Below are 20,430 nucleotides of genomic sequence, written 5' to 3'. Positions count from 1 at the left end.
CAAGACACACAAGGCTTCAATCTGTGCCGAAAAAAGATGAGTCTTCGAGCAGCGGTCAAAGAGTTCATACCAACCACCTGACGCCCATCCAGCTGCTAGCCAAGGCAGTCCAAGAACGATAGCGAACAAGCCCGGACTCTTTCTTGACGTGGGCGGCCCTGGAAATAAGCGCCCCACCCAGAACGCGCCAAGGAATGGCAGCAATATCGGCGCGACGACAAATGTCAAAGTCCAACACATGAAGCCCATTTTCCAGCTCCCCTGCTAAAAGGTCATGCAGATAAACCTAGAACCAAATTAAACATCGTTACGATGAATCCCTTCAAGTAGAGGCACCTTCCTAAAGATTAGGTTCAGGTGTTTTTCGTCTGTGTCCGCCGACATACGGCTCCCCTCCCGAAGCGCTAATCGCTGGGAACATAGGTCAAATATGTTTTGAGACTGCGGAAATCGAAAGGCCCTCACCGCGAAGAGCGAGCTTACAGCGGCCGGCGTTCCAACACGTGCCAATTAGAGGCACAGCATCATTGTATTCAATTCACGAATGATAAATGTGACCTCTAACACGAAGTCAAATGGTATGGTCCACCCTCAACGCAAAATCCATTCCAACTCGAATCTACAAATTTACATCTTTCCTTATAAGGATGCTTTTCCATATTCGCTAGAGACAATGATACGCGCGAGTAGACGAAAAGAAGTATTTCTGCCGGGACGATGGTGGAAGAGACAGCAGAAGACGACGAGAGGGCGGAATGGGAGCGTTACTACGACGGCCACGCCAGCGAACCCAGCGGCTTTCGGAATGACGAGGTCGTTGGCTGTATGAAGCACCGGGCGCGGCGTCACTTCTGCTGTCAGCAGCGAGTCGAATCGTTGGTTTTTTGCCTCAATCGCGACGAGCGCGGCCGCTCGCTTGCGCTGGTATGGCTCGCAGCAAGAACACTGAACGCCGACGCGTTCATGACCGCTCCTCAAAGGAGCCTGGGGGCGCTAATAATGTGGCCGCTGAAGCTTTCGAAGCCAAAACAAGGAGCGCTGGACGGCCCCTGGCGCCAATTGTCAGGTTTCCTGTCCATCAACGTCCTAGGGCCTACGAACTCTTGTCTGCGCAGCCCCTGAGTCTGGCGGGGATGTCGCAGGCTGAGCGGGACCTTGTCGTCGTTACCGCTGTCGCAGACGGGCTCGGTAAAGAATACCAGGTGAGCCGATTTGCGGACCCCATTTGGGTCTTGTCATCGGAATCGAAGGCAAAAAACAGAAAGGCTTCACAGCATCGAGTTATCTGGCCTACTGACGCACCGAAATCCCTAGTGGACGATGCGAAAGCAGCGCTTTATTGCGCACTCCGTCGTGGGCCCCTCGGAAAGCCCTGGTCAGGAAGTTCTGTGTCGAGAACTGGAAAAGGACTGGGCGTCTTGCTCCGACATTTGACATCGCCGGGGATTTGCTATTTCAGCCAAGTCCGCGCACTGCATATGTCGGACTACATCACAGACCTGAAACGCAGGCTCGCGCCTACTACAATTAGGCTCCAGCTGGAGATTATCGACTTAGTCTGGCACTTCCCCATGGAGGTGTTTTATCCGCTTCCGGAGCATCCATGGAGCGGGGAGACTCTCCCTGGTGCCTGCGGATGCAACGTCAACGATGGTAGTTCGGCCGCCCGTACCAGCAAAACGCCTGTGATTCCGCGCTCGGTGCAACAAGCCCTGTTTGCGTATTGTGAGGCCGGTCTTGACAACGCGGAAGCCCTGTTTCAGGCCCGAGACGCCGAGAGGATTTCTGCTCAATCAAGTGAGCTTACCGAAGTCCGCGACGTCGTGTTGTACCTTACGCAGATTACGTCGGGAATGCGAAATAGCGAAAGCACGTGTGTCACCAATGATTGCTGGCGAAGCGAGGTTGTGCGGGGAGTGACGTTCCATTGGGTACGTACATATGAGGCAAAGACAGGCAAGGGCTTTGTAGAGTATTTGGTGCCGCCAGAGACAGTGCGAGCGCTCACCATCTTGCAGCGTTACGCTGCGCCGTTGCAGGCGCGTCTTGCTGCGGAGGCCCGCTGGCTAAGAACGCAGCTGCGACGAGTGAGCGATGAAACCGGCGTTTTGGAGAACGGAATGACGGTCGCAGATGCGGTCGAGCGTCTCAACCACATCCGCGAGATTCGTCACCATATGTTCCTCGGTTTGGATAAACGTCGGACTGACCATCTTGGGAGTGGGTCGCGGGTAGAGGTGATGAGTGTGGAGGCTTGCAACGCCCAGCTCAAATCCCTCGCCGTTTCTGCAGGCGTGGACTGGCCCTTGGCAAATCACCAATGCCGCCGTACCTTTGCGTATAACGTGGCCAATTCGCGACTAGGGCGTATGGGTTTGGTGTTCGTGATGTGGCAGCTAAAGCACTCGTCAATGTCTTGGAGTGAACTCTATGCCTCTAACCCGCATCAGGACGTCGCGCTATACCGAGAACTGGAAGACGAACGGATTGAGGCTCGTCTCGAGTTGATGGAAGGCTGGATGCAGTCCGACGCGCCGCTCAGTGGCGGCGCTGGCAGAAAAATTATGCAAACCCGGGCAACGCCGGTCCGAAGTATCAACGACCTGTTGCTGCATACGGCGGAAGCAGTCGATATTCGTAGTACGGGCCATGCATGGTGCCTAAGTGGTACTGAGGGGTGCCACGGGCAAGGAGTGTATGACCCCGCCATGTGTGGCAGGTGCTCCCATGGGGTCATCGACCGCGACCAGGCAACGACGTGGCAGATGATTCATCTCGACAATCTGCGGTTAGCGGCTATTACAGATTGCGGGCCGGCAGTCGTTCAAAAGGCGCAACGCGCAATACGACGTTCCGAATCGGTGCTAAGCGACCTTTGTGTTCCTCTGCCGTCTGCGGCACAAGCTGCAGCTTACGCCAACTCGGGTCAATTCTCGTGAAGCCGTGCGGCACTGCCACAATGAGCAAGTCTCGCCCTCGTAACCGAAAGCAAACAAAAGATGAACTGAAGCGTGCGATTCAGCGGGTCAAGGACGAAGGGCTAAAGATGAGCATAACCGCTGTCGCCGCTGCGGCGGGTGTCAATCCGAGCCTCATCCATAACACATACCCCGACGTTGCCGAAGAAATCCGCGCGCAGATTGGTCGTTCCACACGTAAGCAGCGTGATGCCAAGGCAGCGGCATTGTATGAAGCGCAGGCCGTTCTCAAGGATTTAAGAGAGGAGCTTCGCGTAGCAAAATTTGACATTGCCAAACTTACGTCGATTAACGAAACGCTGCGCGAAGAGATAACCTATCTCAAGGCGCAGATAATGGGCAAAGTCCTCACTATGCCTACTCGACAGCGAGAGCCAAAATCGTAATTCCTGTTAGCTAAAGCCACAGGCGTCGTCTTTCCCCCGGCCCCCTATCTGCTGCTCGTCTCGAAGAGACGAAAGACTGACACCATCGGATAGTTCATATTTTGCGAACTAACGACTGCTGATTGACGGACCGTGCAGCACAGTCTCATAATTTTTGTTAGTCGTAAAATATCGTTTAGATACAATGGCTTGGAGCTTGCTAATAGTGAGTAGTATTCAGAACGGTGGGATGCGCAACCGCAATGGCTGACACGCCGCCGCACGCCACCTCGGCACCGTACTCGGTCGAAGCCGACTATGCGGCGCTTGCGCCGCGGGCGCGCGAGGTTCTCGACTGCTGGTTCGGTGCGCCGGGCACGCCGGAGCGCGGCACGGAGCGCAAGTTCTGGTTCAAGCGCGATGACGCCGTCGATACGATGCTGCGCGAACGTTTCGGTAACCTGATCGATGCGGCGAACGCGGGTGAGCTCGACGCATGGCAGAGCACGCCGTTGGGTGCGTTGGCGCTCGTCATCGTGCTGGACCAGTTTTCCCGCAACTGCCATCGCAATACGCCGCGCGCCTTCGCGACCGACGGCAAGGCGCTGCAAACCGCGCAACGGATCATCGCGAGCGGCGCCGATCGGCTGTTGCCGGACGTGCAGCATCGCGCGTTCGCGTATCTGCCGTTCGAGCACGATGAAACGCTCGCGAGCCAGCAGGAGTCGCTGCGTCTGTTCAAACAGCTTGCGGCGGAGCCGGGCGGTGACGGCTACTATCAGTACGCGCTGCGCCACGCGAAAGCGATTGAACGATTTGGCCGCTTTCCACATCGCAACGGGTTGCTCGGACGTGAATCGAGCGACGAGGAGATCGCGTTCCTGCGCGAGCCCGGTTCGTCGTTCTGAATCGACGCGGACGCGCGCGCGAGACACTCGGCCGGCGCGACGCGTTGCGCGGCCCTACTCGTCGCCGTGCAGCTTGCCCGCCATCGGCGTGCGCACGAAGACACGCAACAGTTCATCCGAATCGCCCGGTCGCGCACCGGACCAGAACAGCCGCCATTCGCCGGCCGGCGGCCGCGCGTTGTCGCGGCGGCTTTCCTCGATCAGCCAGGTGCAGGCGGTCGTGCGCGGATCTTCGCTCGGCTGATGCACGATGCCCGTGTAGTAGAAGAGCATCGGCGCTTCGGATTCGCCGAGTCCGGAGCTTGCCATGCAGTCGCCGTCGTTCCATTCAATATCCATCTTCGCGCCGAGGTCCCGGAACACCGAGCGGTAGCTTTTCGCGTAGTCGAGCCACGGCAGCAACAGCGTGCTGACGAGCCCCCAGACGAGCATCGCGCCCGCGCACCAGCTGAGCGCGCCGCGCCATTTGCCCGCGTACTTGAACGACGGCAATAGCCACAGCCAGCCGATCGTCAGCAGCAGCGCGCCGACGATCAGCGCGGGCGAAATCGGCAGCACCCAGTCGAGCGGCAGCCAGCGGCCGAGCAGATGCAGCGACGCATGCGTGCTCGCGGGGGTCGTCATGATCGACCAGACGATCCACACGAGCGCGGCCGCGCTGCCGAACAGCACTCGGCTAGTCATATCCCAGCCGGTATGCAGGCGCGCCGGCAAACGTTCGACGCCCTGCATCGCGACCAGCGCGAGCGGCGCGATGAACGGCAGGATGTATAGCTCGCGAACCGTCGCCGAGCTTTGGAGCACCGCGAAACCGATACCCGCGAACAGCACCGGCAACGCGACGCGCGGATCGCGCCAGCGCCGCCAGGCGCCACCGGCGAGCGCGGCCAGCGCGAGCGGTACGACCGGAAAGCCGACGCTCAGCACGGTGCGCAGCACGAACAGGTGGCTCTCGTTTTCGGAGCCGAGCTCGGCGACCGAAAAACCGAAGAAACGCCCGACGTTGTTATCCCACAGCCACACCTTGAAGAGTGCCTCTGAGCGCAGGTAGAAGCAGATCGGCCAGATCAGCGCGAACGGCGCGCAGACGAGCGCGGCGAGGCCGAGCGCGCCGGCGAAGCCGCGGCTGCGGCATGCGGGATAGAGCAGCAGCGCCGCGCAGGTGGTGGCGCCGAACACGAGCGGTACGAACAGCCCCTTGGCGAGCAGCGACACGCCGACGCCCGCGCCGAACATCGTCGCGGCGCTGATGATCGCGTGACGCCGCTCGCGGGCATCGAGCGGTTCGGTCTGCCGGGTGGCTTGCGAGTGCATCGGTAAATACGACGCGGCGCGCGGGTCGTCACACAGATGCACGAGTACGAGTTCGAACAGTCCGCAAAAGCCGAGCGCGGCGCCGGCCATCAGCGCGACGTCGGTCATCATGTCGTGCACGTGCTTGACGACGACGAGCGTGCCGCCGAACAGCGCGAGCGTGCCGATCACGCGCAGGTCGAACCAGCTCGACGCAGCGACCGCGCGACGCGCGACGCGCGCGGTGTAATACACCGTCAGGCCCGCGAACAGCGCGCTCGCGAGCCGTGCCGCATCGTGCAGCGGCAGATAGCGGCCGAACATCCACGCGAGGCCCGTGGCGACCCAATCGTAGATCGGCGGCTTTTCGACGAAGGGCTGGCCGGCATTGGTCGGCACGACGAGGTCGCCGGTAGCGAGCATGTGCTGGACGATGCCGAATGTGTAGGTTTCGTCCTGCTTCCACGGTTCGTGGCCGAGAATGCCGGGGGCGAGCCACGCGCACAGGATCGCCAGCGCGACGAGCCACAGCAGCGGGCGGATTGCCGCGAGCGCGCGCCAACGCTGCAGGCCGCGCGTTGCGCGGTCGGCAGAAACGGCGGAGCCCGATGGATGGGCGGTATCGGCGCTGTATACCGCTGCGGCCGAAGCCGCGGGGTCCCCGGCCGCCGGCTGGCTCTGCGCGCCGGCAGACGGGTGCGCGGTGCTGGCGGAAAGCGCCTCGTGCGCGCCACCTGCTGGAGCGGCCGAGGTCGGGGCCGTCGCGTTGGCACTGTGCGCGCGCCAGCGCGTGGACTGCTGGTCTTGCATGGAAGTCTCTGTCAGCGTACGCGGCGGCGTTGGCCTCGTACTTATGCTTTGCTTACGTCGCCTGCGGATGCATACGATCTGGTCAATTGTAGCGCCGCATTATTACTGAAGATTACACACGAACGAACGCGCGCGCATTCGATGCGCGGCTGTGCCGGTTTCAAGAGAAATCGACCAGGGTTCGTGGGGAAAGAGGAGAGGGGGGAGCGGGCTGGAAAGGCGCGGCCGTAGTGGCCCGCGCCAGGTGTTTAAGGCTTGCGCCGCGTTGCGTGCGGCGTTCGCTCAGCGGCCGCCGGCGACGTCGAACAGCGCGCCCGTCACGTACGACGACGCGTCGCTGAGCAGCCACACGATGGCCTCGGCGACTTCTTCGGCGCGGCCGGGGCGGCCGAGCGGCGTGGTCGCGCCCAGTTGCGCGGCGCGCTCGGGCTTGCCGCCGCTCGCATGGATCTCGGTGTCGATCAGGCCCGGACGCACCGCGTTCACGCGCACGCCCTGCGGGCCGAGTTCTTTCGCGAGGCCGAGCGTCATCGTGTCGATTGCGCCTTTCGACCCCGCATAGTCGACGTATTCGTTCGGCGAACCGAGCCGCGCCGCCGCCGACGAAACATTGACGATCGCGCCGCCCGCGCCGCCGCGCTGGGTCGACATGCGCCGTGCCGCTTCCCGTGCGCACAGATAGGCGCCGAGCACGTTGACGTCGAACATGCGTTTCAGACGCGCAAAGTCCATATCGGCGAGCTGGCTCGACGGCGCGACGATGCCCGCGTTGTTGACGAGCGCATCGATGCGGCCGAAGGATTGCTGCAGCGTATCGAACATGCCGGTCACGTCGGCTTCGTTCGCGACATCGCCGGCGATCGGCAGCGCGCGGCCGCCCGCGTGTTCGACCTCTGCGACCGTCTGCTGCGCGGCGGCGAGGTCACGCACGTAGTTCACGCCGACGCACCAGCCGCGCGCGCCAAGCAGACGCGCGGTGGCACGGCCAATGCCGCGGCTGCCGCCGGTGATCAGAACAGCTTTCGTCATCGCAACCTCGTCGTTGGGGTGGTGCGTGCGCGGCGCGCTTCGCTCGGGTTCGGCGGACCCGGGATTCAGATCGCGTCGCTTTGGACCGCCGCCCATTTGTCGCGCGCGGGCGGCGCGTAGCGTTGCAGCTTGCCGATCAACGCGAGCGGATCGGCGTCGATCTGCAGCATGTCGAGATAGGTCTTGCGCATGAAGCCTTCGTCGACCGTGTGCTGAAGCAGGTCGATCAGCGGCGCGTAGAAGCCGTCGGTGTTCAGGAGTGCAACCGGTTTGCCGTGGTAGCCGAGCTGCGCCCACGTGAAGACCTCGAACAGCTCCTCGAGCGTGCCCGCGCCGCCGGGCATCGCGACGAACGCATCGGACAGCTCGGCCATCATCTTCTTGCGATGATGCATGTCGGGCACCACGTGCAGTTCGGTCAGGCCGTTATGCCCCACTTCCTTGCTGACGAGCAGCTCGGGAATCACGCCGATCGCGCGGCCGCCTTCGGCCATCACGGTATCGGCGATCACGCCCATCAGCCCCACCTTGCCGCCGCCATAGACGAGCGCGAGATCGGCCTCGACCAGCGCACGGCCGAACGCGCGCGCCGCCTGCGCATACAACGGTTTGGCTCCCATCGAGGAGCCGCAATAGACACACACCGACTTCATGCTCAACTGTCCTTCGATTCGTTGCGAGGCGCGGCGCCTTCACGCGGCGGCAGGTAGTCGTAGAACTCGCGCTTGGGCAGCCTGCCCGATACGAGATCGTCGAACAGCTGCCGCGAGCGGCCGCGCAGGTAGGGCGCCATCAGCGAGACGATCTGCACGCTGACCTGATGCAGCTCTTCGCGGATCGCTTCCTGCTCGTTGTATTTGCGCGGATTCATCACGAACTGATATGACAGCCAGTACGTGCCGATCACGCCGACGTTGGTGGCGATCACCTGCATTTCCTGCGGCGTCGCGACCATTTCGCCGTCGGCGACGAGCTGTTCGCAGAACTGGCTCGCGAAGCGCACCTTATGGCTGATGATCTGCTTGAAGTGCGTCTCGAGCGTGCGGTTGCGCGCGAGCAGGTCGTTCAGGTCGCGGTACAGGAAGCGGTAGCGCCACGTGAAATCGACCATGTACTGCAGATACGACCACATCTCGTCGATGGTCGCGCGATGGTCGTCGGGGAAACGCAGACGCTTCTCGATCTCCTGCTCGAACTGGCTGAAGATGCTGTTGATGATGTCGTCTTTGTTGCGGAAGTGGTAGTACAGGTTGCCTGGGCTGATTTCCATTTCCTCGGCGATCGTCGTCGTCGTGACGTTCGGCTCGCCGATTTCGTTGAACAGCTTCAACGACAGTTCGAGAATCCGTTCGCGCGTGCGGCGGGGAGGTTTGGCTTCCATGTCGTCCGGCCCTGGTTATGCCGGGCTGGGCGCGTGGCGGCGTGCCGCTGCTGCGTGTTCCACCCGGATGCGGTTGGTATATTGAGCTCTCCCGAACCCGCCGACACGCGGCGGGCCCCCCGAAAGGGCAGGATGAGGCGAGGCGCGGATCCGTTTGCGCGAGCGCTTTCCTGTGAGACCGTCAAACGATTATAAACCGAGCGTTCTAATCCCCAACCGCCTGCGCGGATTTTCATCCTGTGGGGCGTGGCGAAGCGTGCGCTTCAACCCGCATCGAACCTCAAAGCCACGCGCGAACCCAGCCGACGACCAGCGGCCCGACGATGACTCCCCACGTCATCACACACATGCCGAGCGCGACCATCACGGCCGCACTGCCGAGATCCTTCGCGCGGCGCGACAACTCGTGACGTTCGAGCGAGATCCGGTCGATTGCCGCTTCGACGCTCGAATTGAGCAGCTCGACGATCAGCACGAGCAGTACCGAGCCGAGCAGCAACACGCGCGAAACGGGATCGACGGGCACCACGAGGCCGCACGGAATCAGGATCGCGGCCAACGTGAGTTCCTGACGAAACGCGCTTTCCTCGCGAATCGCAACGCGAAAACCGGCCAGCGAGTTTTTCATCGCGTGCCATGCGCGCGTGAGGCCGCGGTTGCCTTTGTAGGGGTTGAAGGGCAGCGGGGCGAGCGGGTCGTCGGGGCTGAGCGGTTCGTTGGGGGCGTCGTGGCTTGAGTCGCGAGTCGTGTCCTGGGTGGCGTCAGGTTGCACGCCACCCGCGACGCTGGCGCCGCCGGTCATGGTCCTCGCGCCGTTCACCCGATGCACGGTATCCGCATGCCCGGTCATACCCGGCTCGCGTACGTCGTCGAACGGTTCGATGCTGGTGGTGTCGCGGGTAGACTCGACGGCGCGCAGTGCGCCGTTCGACGCGCCTTCGGCGCTGGATCGACTGCTTCGCATGGATGGCTCCGCGCGCCGCATCACGCAGCGGCGCTTTCCTCACGATACGCTGTGTCGCGCAGCGGCTTCAGATGCGCGGCGAATTGTGCGGACGCCGCTGCCCACGAGAAGCGCTCGGCCCATGCGCGCGCATGCGACCGATCGATCTTCAGTGCCTCCAGACACGCTTCGCGCAGATCCTCGTGCATTGCACCGGCGCCGCCGTCGCCGAGCACGTCGATCGGGCCGGTGACCGGATAAGCGGCCACCGGCGTGCCGCATGCGAGCGCTTCGAGCAGCACGAGTCCGAACGTGTCGGTGCGGCTCGGAAACACGAAGACGTCGGCGGCCGCGTAGACCTTCGCGAGTTCGGCCTGCGACAGCACGCCCAGATAGTTGACCTGCGGATAGCGCGACTTCAGTTCGGCGAGCGCCGGACCTTCGCCCGCGACCCACTTCGAGCCGGGCAGGTCGAGCTGCAAGAATGCCTCGACGTTCTTCTCGACCGCCACGCGTCCCACGTACAGGAAGATCGGCCGCGCGGTGTTGAGCACCTTCGAGTCAATCGGACGGAAGATTTCGAGATCGACGCCGCGCGTCCACAGCACGACGTTCGTGAAGCCGAACTTCTCGAGGTCCTGCTTGACGACGGGGGTCGGCGCCATTACCGCGAGCGACGGCTTGTGGAACCAGTGCAGAAACCTGTAGGTCGCCGCGAGCGGGATGCGAAAGCGCGCCTGCACGTACTCGGGAAAGCGCGTGTGATACGCGGTCGTGAACGGCAGCTTGTGGTCGAGCGCATACGCGCGCGCGGCCATGCCCAGCGGACCTTCGGTCGCGATGTGCAACGCGTCGGGCGCGAAACGGCCGATGCGCTCGCGCAGCCGGCGGCGCGGCAGCAACGACAGGCGTATCTCCGGGTAAGTCGGGCACGGGATGGTGCGGAATTCGAGCGGAGTCAGCAGATCGACCTGATGGCCGAGCGCGGTAAGTTCGCGCCGGGTGTTCTTCAGCGTGCGTACGACACCGTTGACCTGCGGCTCCCATGCGTCGGTGACGATCATGATCTTCATCGCGTTGTTCATCGCTGCGGGCCCTGTGGAAGTGGAGAGTGGAAGTGCTCAGGCAGTGGCGCGGGCTTTTTGCGTGCCCGCCTGGGGCGCGCGCAGCGCAGTCCAGAAGATCACCTTGAGCTCGCCTTCATAAGTCTCGACGAGCGCCGACAGGCTCTCGACCCAATCGCCATCGTTGCAATAGAGCACGCCATCGATCTCGCGCATCTCGGCCTTGTGGATGTGGCCGCAGACGACGCCGTCGCAGCCGCGGCGACGCGCTTCGTCGGTCATTACGCGTTCGAACGACGAGATGAAGTTGACCGCGTTCTTGACCTGATGCTTCAGGTATTGCGACAGCGACCAGTACGGAAATCCGAGCTTGCTGCGAATGCGGTTGAACCAGCGGTTCAGCACGAGGATCATCGTGTACAGCGTGTCGCCGAGATAGGCGAGCCATTTCGCGTGCTGGATCACGCCGTCGAACAGATCGCCGTGCACGATCCACAGTCGCTTGCCGGCGAGCGTCGTGTGGAACGCTTCGCCGCGTACGTGGATGTCGCCGAACGCGAGGTCGCAGAACTGGCGCGCGGCTTCGTCGTGATTGCCGGGCACGTAGATGACCTGAGTGCCTTTGCGCGCTTTGCGCAGCACTTTCTGCACGACGTCGTTGTGCGCCTGCGGCCAGTACCAGCCTTTCTTCAACTGCCAGCCGTCGATGATGTCGCCGACGAGGTACAGGTACTCCGATTCGTTGTGGCGCAGGAAGTCGAGCAGATATCCCGCCTGGCAGCCGCTCGAGCCGAGATGGATATCCGAGAGCCAGATCGTGCGATAGCGATGCGGATCGTCGTGGCCGTCATCGGGATGATCGGCGCGGGCATCGAGTGATGGCGTCGCGGGCAGCGGTAGGCCGTGTTGAGTAAAACCCGGAGCGGGCCGGAACGCGACGGGGTCGACGCTCGGTCCGGTTTGACGAAACAGGGAAGTCGCGGACGTATTGGGGTCCATGGCTCACGCGTCGAGTGGCGGTGCCCGTATTGGGCCGGGTGCGCGTGACTGCGGCGTGACAGTCATGAGAAGTTCTTATTACGGAGGGGCCTTGGCGGGGCCTGTTTTTTCGTTGTTCTGGCTTTGTTGGCCTTTCCTTGTTGTCTTATCGGTCTATTAGCGTTGCCCCTGTGCGGGGCGGCACCTAAGAAGACAGCTCAAACCGCAAACTTTTAAGCGGGTCCCCTTGCTTGGAGGGGGTAGTGGTGCATCTGGAATCCGGGCCCCCGCACATTCCCCCGGTCGTGACAAAGCCATCATCCCTCCCGCTCCGCACTGCGTGCGTCGCGGACGGGTCTGCCAGGGAAACCAATGGTTTTGCCCGCTCAGCGGGGACCCTCGGCTGCGCCTCGGCGACGCGCCGAAACGACCAGTGGTTTTTGAGCGGGGATTCGGCGCGCGTAGCGCCGCCGGAAGAATGACTGCCTTGTCACTAGCGCGGAATGTGCGGGAGCACGGATTCCAGATGCACCACTACCTCACGCGGACCGAGGGACCCGCTTAAGAGTTGGCGGTTTTAGCTGTCTTCTTTGCCTACTTTCTTTGCAGCAGCAAAGAAAGTAGGTGCCGCCCCGCACAGGGGCAACGCTAATAGACCGATAAGTCAGCAAGGAAAGGCCAACACCGCACGAACAAAGGCAAAAAAGGCCTCCCCCGCCCAAGGAGAGCAACGCATTCGGCCCATCCCCACGCGCGCTAGCGCCCAACCGCTACCACCCGCGTCCCCGCGAACCGATCATGCAAAAACTGCCGCTGCGGATCAAAACGCCCACTCGCGGCCCACACCACGAACCAGACGCCCGCAATAACAAGCGTCTGCGGCACCCGCAACCCAAGAAGTGGATGCAACGCCAGCGGCGGCAAAAACCACAACCAGGCGAACACATACCGCGCAATCGCCCGCCCAACCGAAACCGGCGCGCCATCAGCGCCAACAACCCGTAATCGCCAGGTTTTCATCGGCAGCGTCTGGCCGCCGTGCGTCCAGAACCAGACGAAGTACACGCCAACCACGAGGCCGATCCAGCCGGCGAGCAGGTTGTGATGCGCGAGCCCGTTACGCTGCTGCGTCAGCGTGCTGAACAGATAGCCGGCGACAAACACGACGCCGAACAGAATGACCGCTTCGTAGAGCAATGCGGCGAGCCGTCGCCGGACGGTGGGCGCCCTGCCGCCGGGTGCGGCGGCAGGCAGGGTGGGGGTGGCGAGCGGCTGGGACACGTAATGGGTTCGGGGTCGGAATCAGGAGCCGTGGAAGATTGCCGGCGCTTCGGCAGGCGACACGGGCACGGGCGTCGCCGGTACGAAGCTGCCCGCCGCCGGAATCGCAGGCGTTGCCGGCAGCGAGGCCGCGGCCGGCGCGGAGGCAGCCGGCGCGGCGCTCGCCGCCGCGGCAGCACTGGCGCCGTGCTCGCGCGCATTCACGAACCGGTCGATGCCCTTGATCTCGTTGCGAGCCGATGGCGGCGCGCTGACGACGCTGGGGCGACGCTTGTGTTCGCTCGCGGCGAGCCGCTCCTTCGTTTCTTCGGGCAGTTGTTGGTACGCTTTCCACGCCTTCTGGCGCGCCTCGCGCGGCAACTCCTTCGAAACCTGGTAGTTTTCGCGCGCGACGCGGCGCTGATCGGGCGTCATGCGCATCCATTCACTCATGCGCTCTTGCAGACGCTTTTGCGCATCCGGCGACATCTTTGCGTATCGCGACGCAATCTTGATCCACTTTCGCTTGCGTTCGTCGCTAAACGAATCCCATTGCGATGCGAATGGGGCCAGCGCGGCGTGGTCGGCGGCGCTCAGGCGTGACCACGCGAGGGGGCTATTGCTGCCCGGCAGACTGGGCAATTCGACGGAAAGTGCGGGGGCGGGCGCGGGCGCGGCGACGTTGACGCCGGGCGACGGATTGCCCGCCGACGATGGGCTCGGGTGAAAGCGCGGATAGGTCGCGACAAACGACACCAGGGCCGCGATCGTGCATCCGAAAACAACGGCCAGGCCGCGCTTGTAACTCACCCGAGGAATCTCCCGCTCAGTGGGCGCGTGAAAGATACGCGTTGAAGCCGTGGTCGAGATAGGCATTGAGCGGCAGGTCGTCGCTTAGCATGGCGGCATCGATATCGGCAAGTTCGGCGGTGCGCTGGTGATCTTCCCAGTAGGCGATGCCGATCAGGCTCACGACCAGCGCGGCCAGCGGCCACGCGAGCGCGAAGCGGCGCAGAGGCCAGCGGCGGCGCGGCTCGAAGCCTCCCTGCGGTAGCCCCGCTATCCCGGCCGGCATGCCGGCGAACGCAGGCACGAACACCGGCGCGCTGACGGCTTCGGGCTTTTTGCGCGCCAACGCGGCACGACGTGCGGCAGCGAGCCGGTCGACGGTGGCGGGAGGGAGGCTGGCGGTGTTTTCGTCAAGCGCGCGGCGCAGTTGACGCGCAAACTCGAGTTCTGTGTTTTCAAGGGAGCTCATAGCGTGATTCCTTTCGCCTTGAGCGCTTGCGCCAGCGTGTGAGTGGCCCGGGAGCAGTGCGTTTTCACGCTGCCTTCGGAGCAGCCCATTGCGGCGGCAGTCTCGGCGACATCCATATCCTCCCAATAACGCATGAGAAACGCCTCCCGTTGACGCGCCGGTAATTTCTGGATCTCGTTGTCGATCGACTGCAGGACCTGCTCTCGTTCGAGCTTCTGTTCGTTGCTCTCGGCGCCAGCCGAACCCGCCTCGGCCTCGAAGGTTTCCAGCGGATCGAACTCGTCGTCGTCGGCATTGCCGAGCGACGAGAATAGACTAACCCAGGTGTTGCGTACTTTGGCACGGCGGAAATAGTCGTGCGTCGCATTCTGCAGAATACGCTGAAACAGCAGCGGTAGCTCGGCCGCCGGACGGTCGCCGTATTTCTCGGCGAGCTTGATCATCGCGTCTTGCACGATGTCGAGGGACGCATCGTCGTCCCGCACGGCGTAGACCGTCTGCTTGAATGCGCGCCTTTCGACGCCCGCCAGAAAATCGGCGAGTTCCTTGTCTGATGCCATCCGGTTGGGGTCGGCGCAGCAAGCGTGCGCGTAATCGGTCGAAAAATGTCGTAAAACTCGCGGATGCTAACAAACTTTTGCTCCGATAGGGGTGAAACCTGCTCAAGCTTGCATTTACATGACGGTCGTCATTCCGTCCGATCGCGCGCTCCTACGCGCGAGCCAATGGCAATATTTTCTTGACCGCGAGCGCGTCAGAAGCTATCGTCGCTGGTTCGCAACATAAGTGAGTTGTCTCAATTGAGGTGTGGCCCAAGAGGCCCGCCTGTCAACTGGACGCGCCGCTTGAACCCGAGTCACGAGCCCGGCAGAGAGCACCCGATCAATTTTTTGCCGAAAATTCGAAAGGTGAATCAATGAATATGCCCAGCGCGGAATTCTCCACGTCGGATACGACCCCCCATCACGAAGCGGACTCTATCGGCGCCACCGTGCTCATGAAGGCACTGGCCGACGAAGACGTCGAGTTCATCTGGGGCTATCCCGGCGGCTCGGTACTCTACATTTACGACGAGCTGTACAAGCAGGACAAGTTCCAGCATGTGCTCGTGCGCCACGAGCAGGCCGCCGTGCATGCCGCGGACGCCTACGCGCGCTCCACCGGCAAGGTCGGCGTGTGTCTCGTGACCTCCGGCCCCGGCGTCACCAACGCGGTGACCGGCATCGCGACCGCCTATATGGATTCGATCCCGCTGGTCGTGATCAGCGGCCAGGTGCCGACTGCCGCGATCGGTCAGGATGCATTCCAGGAATGCGACACGGTCGGCATCACGCGTCCGTGCGTGAAGCACAACTTCCTCGTGAAGGACGTGCGCGATCTCGCCGCCACCGTCAAGAAAGCTTTCTACATCGCCCGTACCGGCCGTCCCGGCCCAGTGCTGATCGACATTCCGAAGGACGTGTCGAAGACGCCGTGCCAATACGAGCCGATCAAGAGCGTTTCGCTGCGCTCATACAACCCGGTCACGAAGGGCCACTCCGGTCAGATCCGCAAGGCGGTGTCGCTGCTGCTGTCGGCGAAGCGTCCGTATATCTACACCGGCGGCGGCATCGTGCTCGCGGATGCGTCGCGTGAATTGAACCAGTTCGCCGATCTGCTCGGCTATCCGGTCACCAATACGCTAATGGGTCTGGGCGGCTACCGCTCGAGCGACAAGAAATTCCTCGGCATGCTCGGCATGCACGGCACGTACGAAGCCAATATGGCGATGCAGCACTGCGACGTGCTGATCGCGATCGGCGCGCGCTTCGACGACCGCGTGATCGGCGATCCGAACCACTTCGCGTCGCGGCCGCGCAAGATCATCCATATTGACATCGATCCCTCTTCCATTTCCAAGCGCGTCAAGGTCGACATTCCGATCGTCGGCGACGTGAAGGAAGTGCTGAAGGAACTGATCGAGCAGTTGCAGACGGCCGAGCATGGCCCCGACGCCGCGGCGCTCGCCGACTGGTGGAAGGACATCGAAGGCTGGCGCGCGAAAGATTGCCTGAAGTTCGACCGCAAGAGCGACATCATCAAGCCGCAGTACGTGGTCGAAAAGGCGTGGGAGCTGACCGACGGCAACGCGTTCGTGTGCTCCGACGTGGGCCAGCACCAGATGTGGGCCGCGCAGTTCTACAAGTTCAACAAGCCGCGTCGCTGGATCAATTCCGGTGGCCTCGGCACGATGGGCTTCGGCTTACCGGCCGCGATGGGCGTGAAGATGGCCCATCCGGACGACGACGTGCTGTGCATCACGGGCGAAGGCTCGATCCAGATGTGCATCCAGGAGCTGTCGACCTGCAAGCAGTACGACCTGCCGATCAAGATTATTTCGCTGAATAACCGCTATCTGGGCATGGTGCGCCAGTGGCAGCAGATCGAATACAGCAAACGCTATTCGCATTCGTACATGGATGCGCTGCCGGACTTCGTGAAGCTCGCCGAAGCGTACGGACACGTGGGCATGCGCATCGAGCGCACGGCCGATGTGGAACCGGCGCTGAAGGAAGCGCTGCGCCTGAAGGATCGCACGGTGTTTCTCGACTTCCAGACCGATCCGACCGAAAACGTCTGGCCGATGGTTCAGGCCGGCAAGGGCATCACCGAGATGCTCATGGGTTCGGAAGATCTTTAACGACGGGGCGTCTGGATAACTCCAGCGCCGGCTTCGTGATGCGCGTCTTCAAAAAAGGCGAGGGCAGACGAAGCGGCGCCGCTCCGCTCGCAGACATCGACACATCATCTGGAAGAAGCGAAACATGAGACACATCATTTCCGTCCTGCTGGAAAACGAACCAGGCGCGCTGTCGCGCGTGGTGGGTCTGTTCTCCGCACGCGGCTACAACATTGAAACCTTGACGGTGGCTCCGACCGAAGACCGTTCGCTGTCGCGCATGACCATCGTCTCCGTTGGCTCGGACGACGTGATCGAACAGATCACGAAGCATCTGAACCGCCTGATCGAGGTGGTGAAAGTGGTCGACCTTACCGAGGGCGCCCACATCGAACGCGAGCTGATGCTGATCAAGGTGAGGGCGGTCGGCAAGGAACGTGAGGAGATGAAGCGGATGGCGGACATTTTCCGCGGCCGCATCATCGACGTCACCGAAAAGACCTACACGATCGAATTGACGGGGGCGAGCGACAAGCTCGACGCCTTCATCGAGGGGCTCGATTCCACGGCGATTCTCGAGACGGTCCGCACGGGCAGCTCGGGCATCGGTCGCGGCGAGCGCATTCTGAAGGTCTGACGTCGCGTTTCGCAAGGCCGGGCAACGCTGTATCGCCCGGCTGGCAATAACAACATTCGCAGTACCCGAATTTCTCTGAATCATCGAATCTAGCCAAGGAACCGACATGAAAGTTTTCTACGACAAGGACGCCGATCTCTCCCTCATCAAGGGCAAGCAGGTCACCATCATCGGCTATGGCTCGCAAGGCCATGCGCACGCGCTGAACCTGAAGGAAAGCGGCGTGAACATCACGGTCGGTCTGCGCAAGGGCGGCGCATCGTGGAGCAAGGCTGAAAACGCCGGCCTGCAAGTCAAGGAAGTCGCGGAAGCGGTGAAGGGCGCGGACGTCGTCATGATGCTGCTGCCGGACGAGCAGATCGCCGACGTGTACGCGAAGGAAGTCCACGCGAACATCAAGCAGGGCGCAGCGCTCGCGTTCGCGCACGGCTTCAACGTTCACTACGGCCAGGTGATCCCGCGTGCCGACCTCGACGTCATCATGATCGCGCCGAAGGCGCCGGGCCACACGGTTCGCGGCACCTACTCCCAAGGTGGCGGCGTGCCGCACCTGATCGCGGTTGCGCAGGACAAGTCGGGCGCGGCGCGCGACATCGCGCTGTCGTACGCAGCGGCTAACGGCGGCGGCCGGGCTGGCATCATCGAAACGAACTTCCGCGAAGAAACCGAAACCGACCTGTTCGGCGAGCAGGCCGTGCTGTGCGGCGGTACCGTCGACCTGATCAAGGCCGGCTTCGAAACGCTGGTCGAAGCGGGTTACGCGCCGGAAATGGCGTACTTCGAGTGCCTGCACGAACTGAAGCTGATCGTCGACCTGATCTACGAAGGCGGCATCGCGAACATGAACTACTCGATCTCGAACAACGCCGAGTACGGCGAGTACGTGACGGGTCCGCGCATCGTGACCGCTGAAACGAAGAAGGCGATGAAGGCCGTGCTGACCGACATCCAGACCGGCGAATACGCGAAGAGCTTCATCATCGAGAACAAGGTTGGCGCACCGACGCTGCAATCGCGCCGCCGTCTGACGGCCGAGCACCAGATCGAGCAGGTTGGCTCGAAGCTGCGCGCGATGATGCCGTGGATCGCGAAGAACAAGCTCGTCGACCAGTCGAAGAACTAAGCGTCTCGACGTAACGAGGTCCGGCGCGGCGCTTCGGTGCGGCGGCCGGACCAGTCAAAAAGCCGTCCAAGGGTGCTGAACCCTGGGCGGCTTTTGCTATCCTACGGTTTTACAAAAACACAGAAGCCATCCATGAATTACCCTCATCCGATCATCGCGCGAGAAGGCTGGCCGTTCATCGCCATCGCGGCCGTCGTTGCATTACTGGTTCACGCCTTCGGGGGGTTCGGCTTTGCGTGGCTCTTCTGGCTGATCCTGATCTTTATCGTGCAGTTCTTCCGCGACCCGGCGCGTCCGATTCCGACGCAGGCCAACGCGGTGCTGTGTCCTGCCGACGGTCGTATCGTCGCGGTAGAAACCGCGCATGATCCTTATGCGAATCGCGAAGCGCTGAAGATCAGCGTGTTCATGAACGTATTCAACGTGCACTCGCAGCGCTCGCCCGTCGACGGTGCGATCTCGAAAGTCGAATACTTTCCTGGCGCCTATCTGAACGCGGCGGTCGATAAAGCCTCGCTCGAAAACGAGCGCAACGCGGTCGTGATCGAAATGGCCGGCGGCCAGACGGTCACGTCGGTGCAGATTGCCGGGCTGATCGCGCGGCGGATTCTTTGCTACGTCCGTGCAGGCGAGCCGCTGACCCGCGGCCAGCGTTACGGATTCATCCGCTTCGGTTCGCGCGTCGACGTGTATTTGCCGGTGGGCAGCCGTCCGCGCGTGTCGATCGGCGAGAAGGTGTCGGCGTCGTCCACAATCCTCGCCGAGCTGTAAAGCGGCATACAGGAGGTTGTCCGAATGGCCGCATTCAAACCGCGTCGACCCCGCGGCAGTGGACCGCTGCCGCGGCCGTTTCGTCGCAACAAGCCGCCGGTGGTCACGGAGTCGCCGGTCGCCGACAGCCGGCGCGCGCAGCGTCAGCAGTTCCTCAGAAAACGCGGCATCTACCTGCTGCCGAACGCATTCACCACGGCCGCGCTGTTCTGCGGCTTCTTCGCCGTCGTGCAGGCGATGAACGTGCGCTTCGAGATCGCGGCGATCGCGATCTTCGTCGCGATGGTGCTCGATGGCATGGACGGTCGCGTCGCGCGCATGACGCATACGCAAAGCGCGTTCGGCGAGCAGTTCGACAGCCTGTCGGACATGGTGTCGTTCGGTGTTGCGCCCGCGCTCGTGATGTACGAATGGATCCTGAAGGACCTCGGCCGGTGGGGCTGGCTCGCGGCGTTCGTCTATTGTTCCGGCGCGGCGCTACGGCTCGCGCGTTTCAACACGAATATCGGCGTGGTCGACAAGCGTTTTTTCCAGGGCATGCCGAGCCCGGCAGCGGCGGCACTGATCGCCGGTTTCGTGTGGCTCGCCACCGACAACCGCGTGCCGCTGAAGCTCGTCTGGCTGCCGTGGGTCGCCTTCGTGCTGACCATCTACGCGGGCGTGACGATGGTGTCGAACGCGCCGTTCTATAGCGGCAAGGCGCTCGACGTACGGCATCGCGTGCCGTTCGGCGTGATCCTGCTGGTGGTGGTCGCCTTCGTGCTCGTGTCGTCCGATCCGCCGTTGATGCTGTTCGGTCTGTTCGTGCTGTACGGTCTGTCCGGCTACGTGTTCTGGGCGTATCAGGCGGTGCGCGGCCGGGCCAATCCGGCGCGTTCGATGTCGCACGACCGTTGAGGATTTGAACCGCGCTGCATCGCAGCGACGTACGAAAAACGGCAGCCTGCAGGCTGCCGTTTTTCGTTGGTTGGTG

General features: G+C 62.5%; 20 protein-coding genes. 9 read left to right on the top strand and 11 right to left on the bottom strand.

The annotated features are described in order from the left end of the window. The first annotated feature begins 717 nt into the window (after positions 1–717). The 4 genes from OKW39_RS06070 (at position 718) to OKW39_RS06055 (ending at position 4,251) form a co-directional block, all read left to right on the top strand. Positions 718–1,122 (top strand): hypothetical protein, encoded by a 405-nt coding sequence (locus tag OKW39_RS06070; protein ID WP_429562271.1) that lies wholly within the window; start codon positions 718–720, stop codon positions 1,120–1,122. 356 nt (positions 1,123–1,478) lie between these two features. Beyond that, the gene (locus OKW39_RS06065) at positions 1,479–2,939 is read left to right on the top strand and encodes an integrase (protein ID WP_429361848.1); all 1,461 of its coding nucleotides are present in this window, start codon (positions 1,479–1,481) and stop codon (positions 2,937–2,939) included. A gap of 20 nt (positions 2,940–2,959) precedes the next feature. Further along, on the top strand, positions 2,960–3,364 hold the full coding sequence (locus OKW39_RS06060) for a TetR family transcriptional regulator (RefSeq protein ID WP_429562270.1): 405 nt from the start codon (positions 2,960–2,962) through the stop codon (positions 3,362–3,364). A 242-nt stretch (positions 3,365–3,606) separates the two neighbouring features. Beyond that, complete coding sequence (locus tag OKW39_RS06055) at positions 3,607–4,251, top strand: DUF924 family protein (RefSeq protein WP_187617966.1); 645 nt, start codon at positions 3,607–3,609, stop codon at positions 4,249–4,251. A 54-nt stretch (positions 4,252–4,305) separates the two neighbouring features. On the opposite strand, the gene OKW39_RS06050 is transcribed toward OKW39_RS06055, so the two are convergent. From OKW39_RS06050 to OKW39_RS06000, 11 genes are all read right to left on the bottom strand, one after another. After that, positions 4,306–6,354, bottom strand: coding sequence for an ArnT family glycosyltransferase (locus OKW39_RS06050; protein WP_429562269.1), 2,049 nt, complete (start codon positions 6,352–6,354; stop codon positions 4,306–4,308). Between the two features lie 282 nt (positions 6,355–6,636). Continuing rightward, entirely contained in the window at positions 6,637–7,383 is a 747-nt protein-coding gene (locus OKW39_RS06045) for an SDR family oxidoreductase (protein WP_429562268.1), read from the bottom strand. Positions 7,384–7,448: 65 nt separating this feature from the next. Continuing rightward, entirely contained in the window at positions 7,449–8,036 is a 588-nt protein-coding gene (locus tag OKW39_RS06040) for a TIGR00730 family Rossman fold protein (protein ID WP_026225698.1), read from the bottom strand. 2 nt (positions 8,037–8,038) lie between these two features. After that, entirely contained in the window at positions 8,039–8,764 is a 726-nt protein-coding gene (locus OKW39_RS06035) for a TetR/AcrR family transcriptional regulator (protein ID WP_090803741.1), read from the bottom strand. Between the two features lie 280 nt (positions 8,765–9,044). After that, the gene (locus OKW39_RS06030) at positions 9,045–9,728 is read right to left on the bottom strand and encodes a diacylglycerol kinase (RefSeq protein WP_090805653.1); all 684 of its coding nucleotides are present in this window, start codon (positions 9,726–9,728) and stop codon (positions 9,045–9,047) included. Positions 9,729–9,748: 20 nt separating this feature from the next. Next, positions 9,749–10,780, bottom strand: coding sequence for a glycosyltransferase family 4 protein (locus tag OKW39_RS06025; protein WP_090805654.1), 1,032 nt, complete (start codon positions 10,778–10,780; stop codon positions 9,749–9,751). A gap of 48 nt (positions 10,781–10,828) precedes the next feature. Next, on the bottom strand, positions 10,829–11,770 hold the full coding sequence (locus OKW39_RS06020; protein ID WP_429562267.1) for a UDP-2,3-diacylglucosamine diphosphatase: 942 nt from the start codon (positions 11,768–11,770) through the stop codon (positions 10,829–10,831). A gap of 735 nt (positions 11,771–12,505) precedes the next feature. Next, positions 12,506–13,030, bottom strand: a complete 525-nt coding sequence (locus OKW39_RS06015; RefSeq protein WP_090803744.1) for an RDD family protein — start codon at positions 13,028–13,030, stop codon at positions 12,506–12,508. A gap of 21 nt (positions 13,031–13,051) precedes the next feature. Then, positions 13,052–13,819, bottom strand: coding sequence for a DUF3106 domain-containing protein (locus OKW39_RS06010; protein ID WP_429562266.1), 768 nt, complete (start codon positions 13,817–13,819; stop codon positions 13,052–13,054). A gap of 16 nt (positions 13,820–13,835) precedes the next feature. Further along, positions 13,836–14,267: a DUF3619 family protein gene (locus OKW39_RS06005; protein WP_429336031.1), complete on the bottom strand. Its 432-nt coding sequence runs from the start codon at positions 14,265–14,267 to the stop codon at positions 13,836–13,838. After that, a complete protein-coding gene (locus tag OKW39_RS06000) occupies positions 14,264–14,827 on the bottom strand; it encodes an RNA polymerase sigma factor (RefSeq protein WP_090803748.1) in 564 nt (187 codons plus the stop codon). Before OKW39_RS06000 ends, OKW39_RS06005 begins: the two co-directional genes overlap by 4 nt. A 356-nt stretch (positions 14,828–15,183) precedes the next feature. Here OKW39_RS06000 and OKW39_RS05995 point away from each other — a divergent pair, with 356 nt between their 5' ends. The 5 genes from OKW39_RS05995 to pssA all read left to right on the top strand — a co-directional run bounded on the left by OKW39_RS05995 (position 15,184) and on the right by pssA (position 20,354). Continuing rightward, a complete protein-coding gene (locus OKW39_RS05995) occupies positions 15,184–16,947 on the top strand; it encodes an acetolactate synthase 3 catalytic subunit (protein WP_184010170.1) in 1,764 nt (587 codons plus the stop codon). Between the two features lie 124 nt (positions 16,948–17,071). Then, entirely contained in the window at positions 17,072–17,563 is a 492-nt protein-coding gene (ilvN, locus tag OKW39_RS05990; RefSeq protein WP_018420000.1) for an acetolactate synthase small subunit, read from the top strand. A gap of 106 nt (positions 17,564–17,669) precedes the next feature. Beyond that, positions 17,670–18,686: a ketol-acid reductoisomerase gene (ilvC, locus tag OKW39_RS05985; protein WP_429562265.1), complete on the top strand. Its 1,017-nt coding sequence runs from the start codon at positions 17,670–17,672 to the stop codon at positions 18,684–18,686. Positions 18,687–18,818: 132 nt separating this feature from the next. Further along, positions 18,819–19,457, top strand: coding sequence for a phosphatidylserine decarboxylase (locus tag OKW39_RS05980; RefSeq protein ID WP_184059342.1), 639 nt, complete (start codon positions 18,819–18,821; stop codon positions 19,455–19,457). Between the two features lie 24 nt (positions 19,458–19,481). Then, the gene (gene pssA, locus OKW39_RS05975; protein WP_429361839.1) at positions 19,482–20,354 is read left to right on the top strand and encodes a CDP-diacylglycerol--serine O-phosphatidyltransferase; all 873 of its coding nucleotides are present in this window, start codon (positions 19,482–19,484) and stop codon (positions 20,352–20,354) included. Positions 20,355–20,430 lie beyond the last annotated feature (76 nt).

Origin of the sequence: Paraburkholderia sp. MM6662-R1, assembly GCF_050436245.1 — a bacterium.
GTDB lineage: Bacteria > Pseudomonadota > Gammaproteobacteria > Burkholderiales > Burkholderiaceae > Paraburkholderia > Paraburkholderia tuberum.
This window is presented reverse-complemented; position numbering and strand designations above follow the sequence as displayed.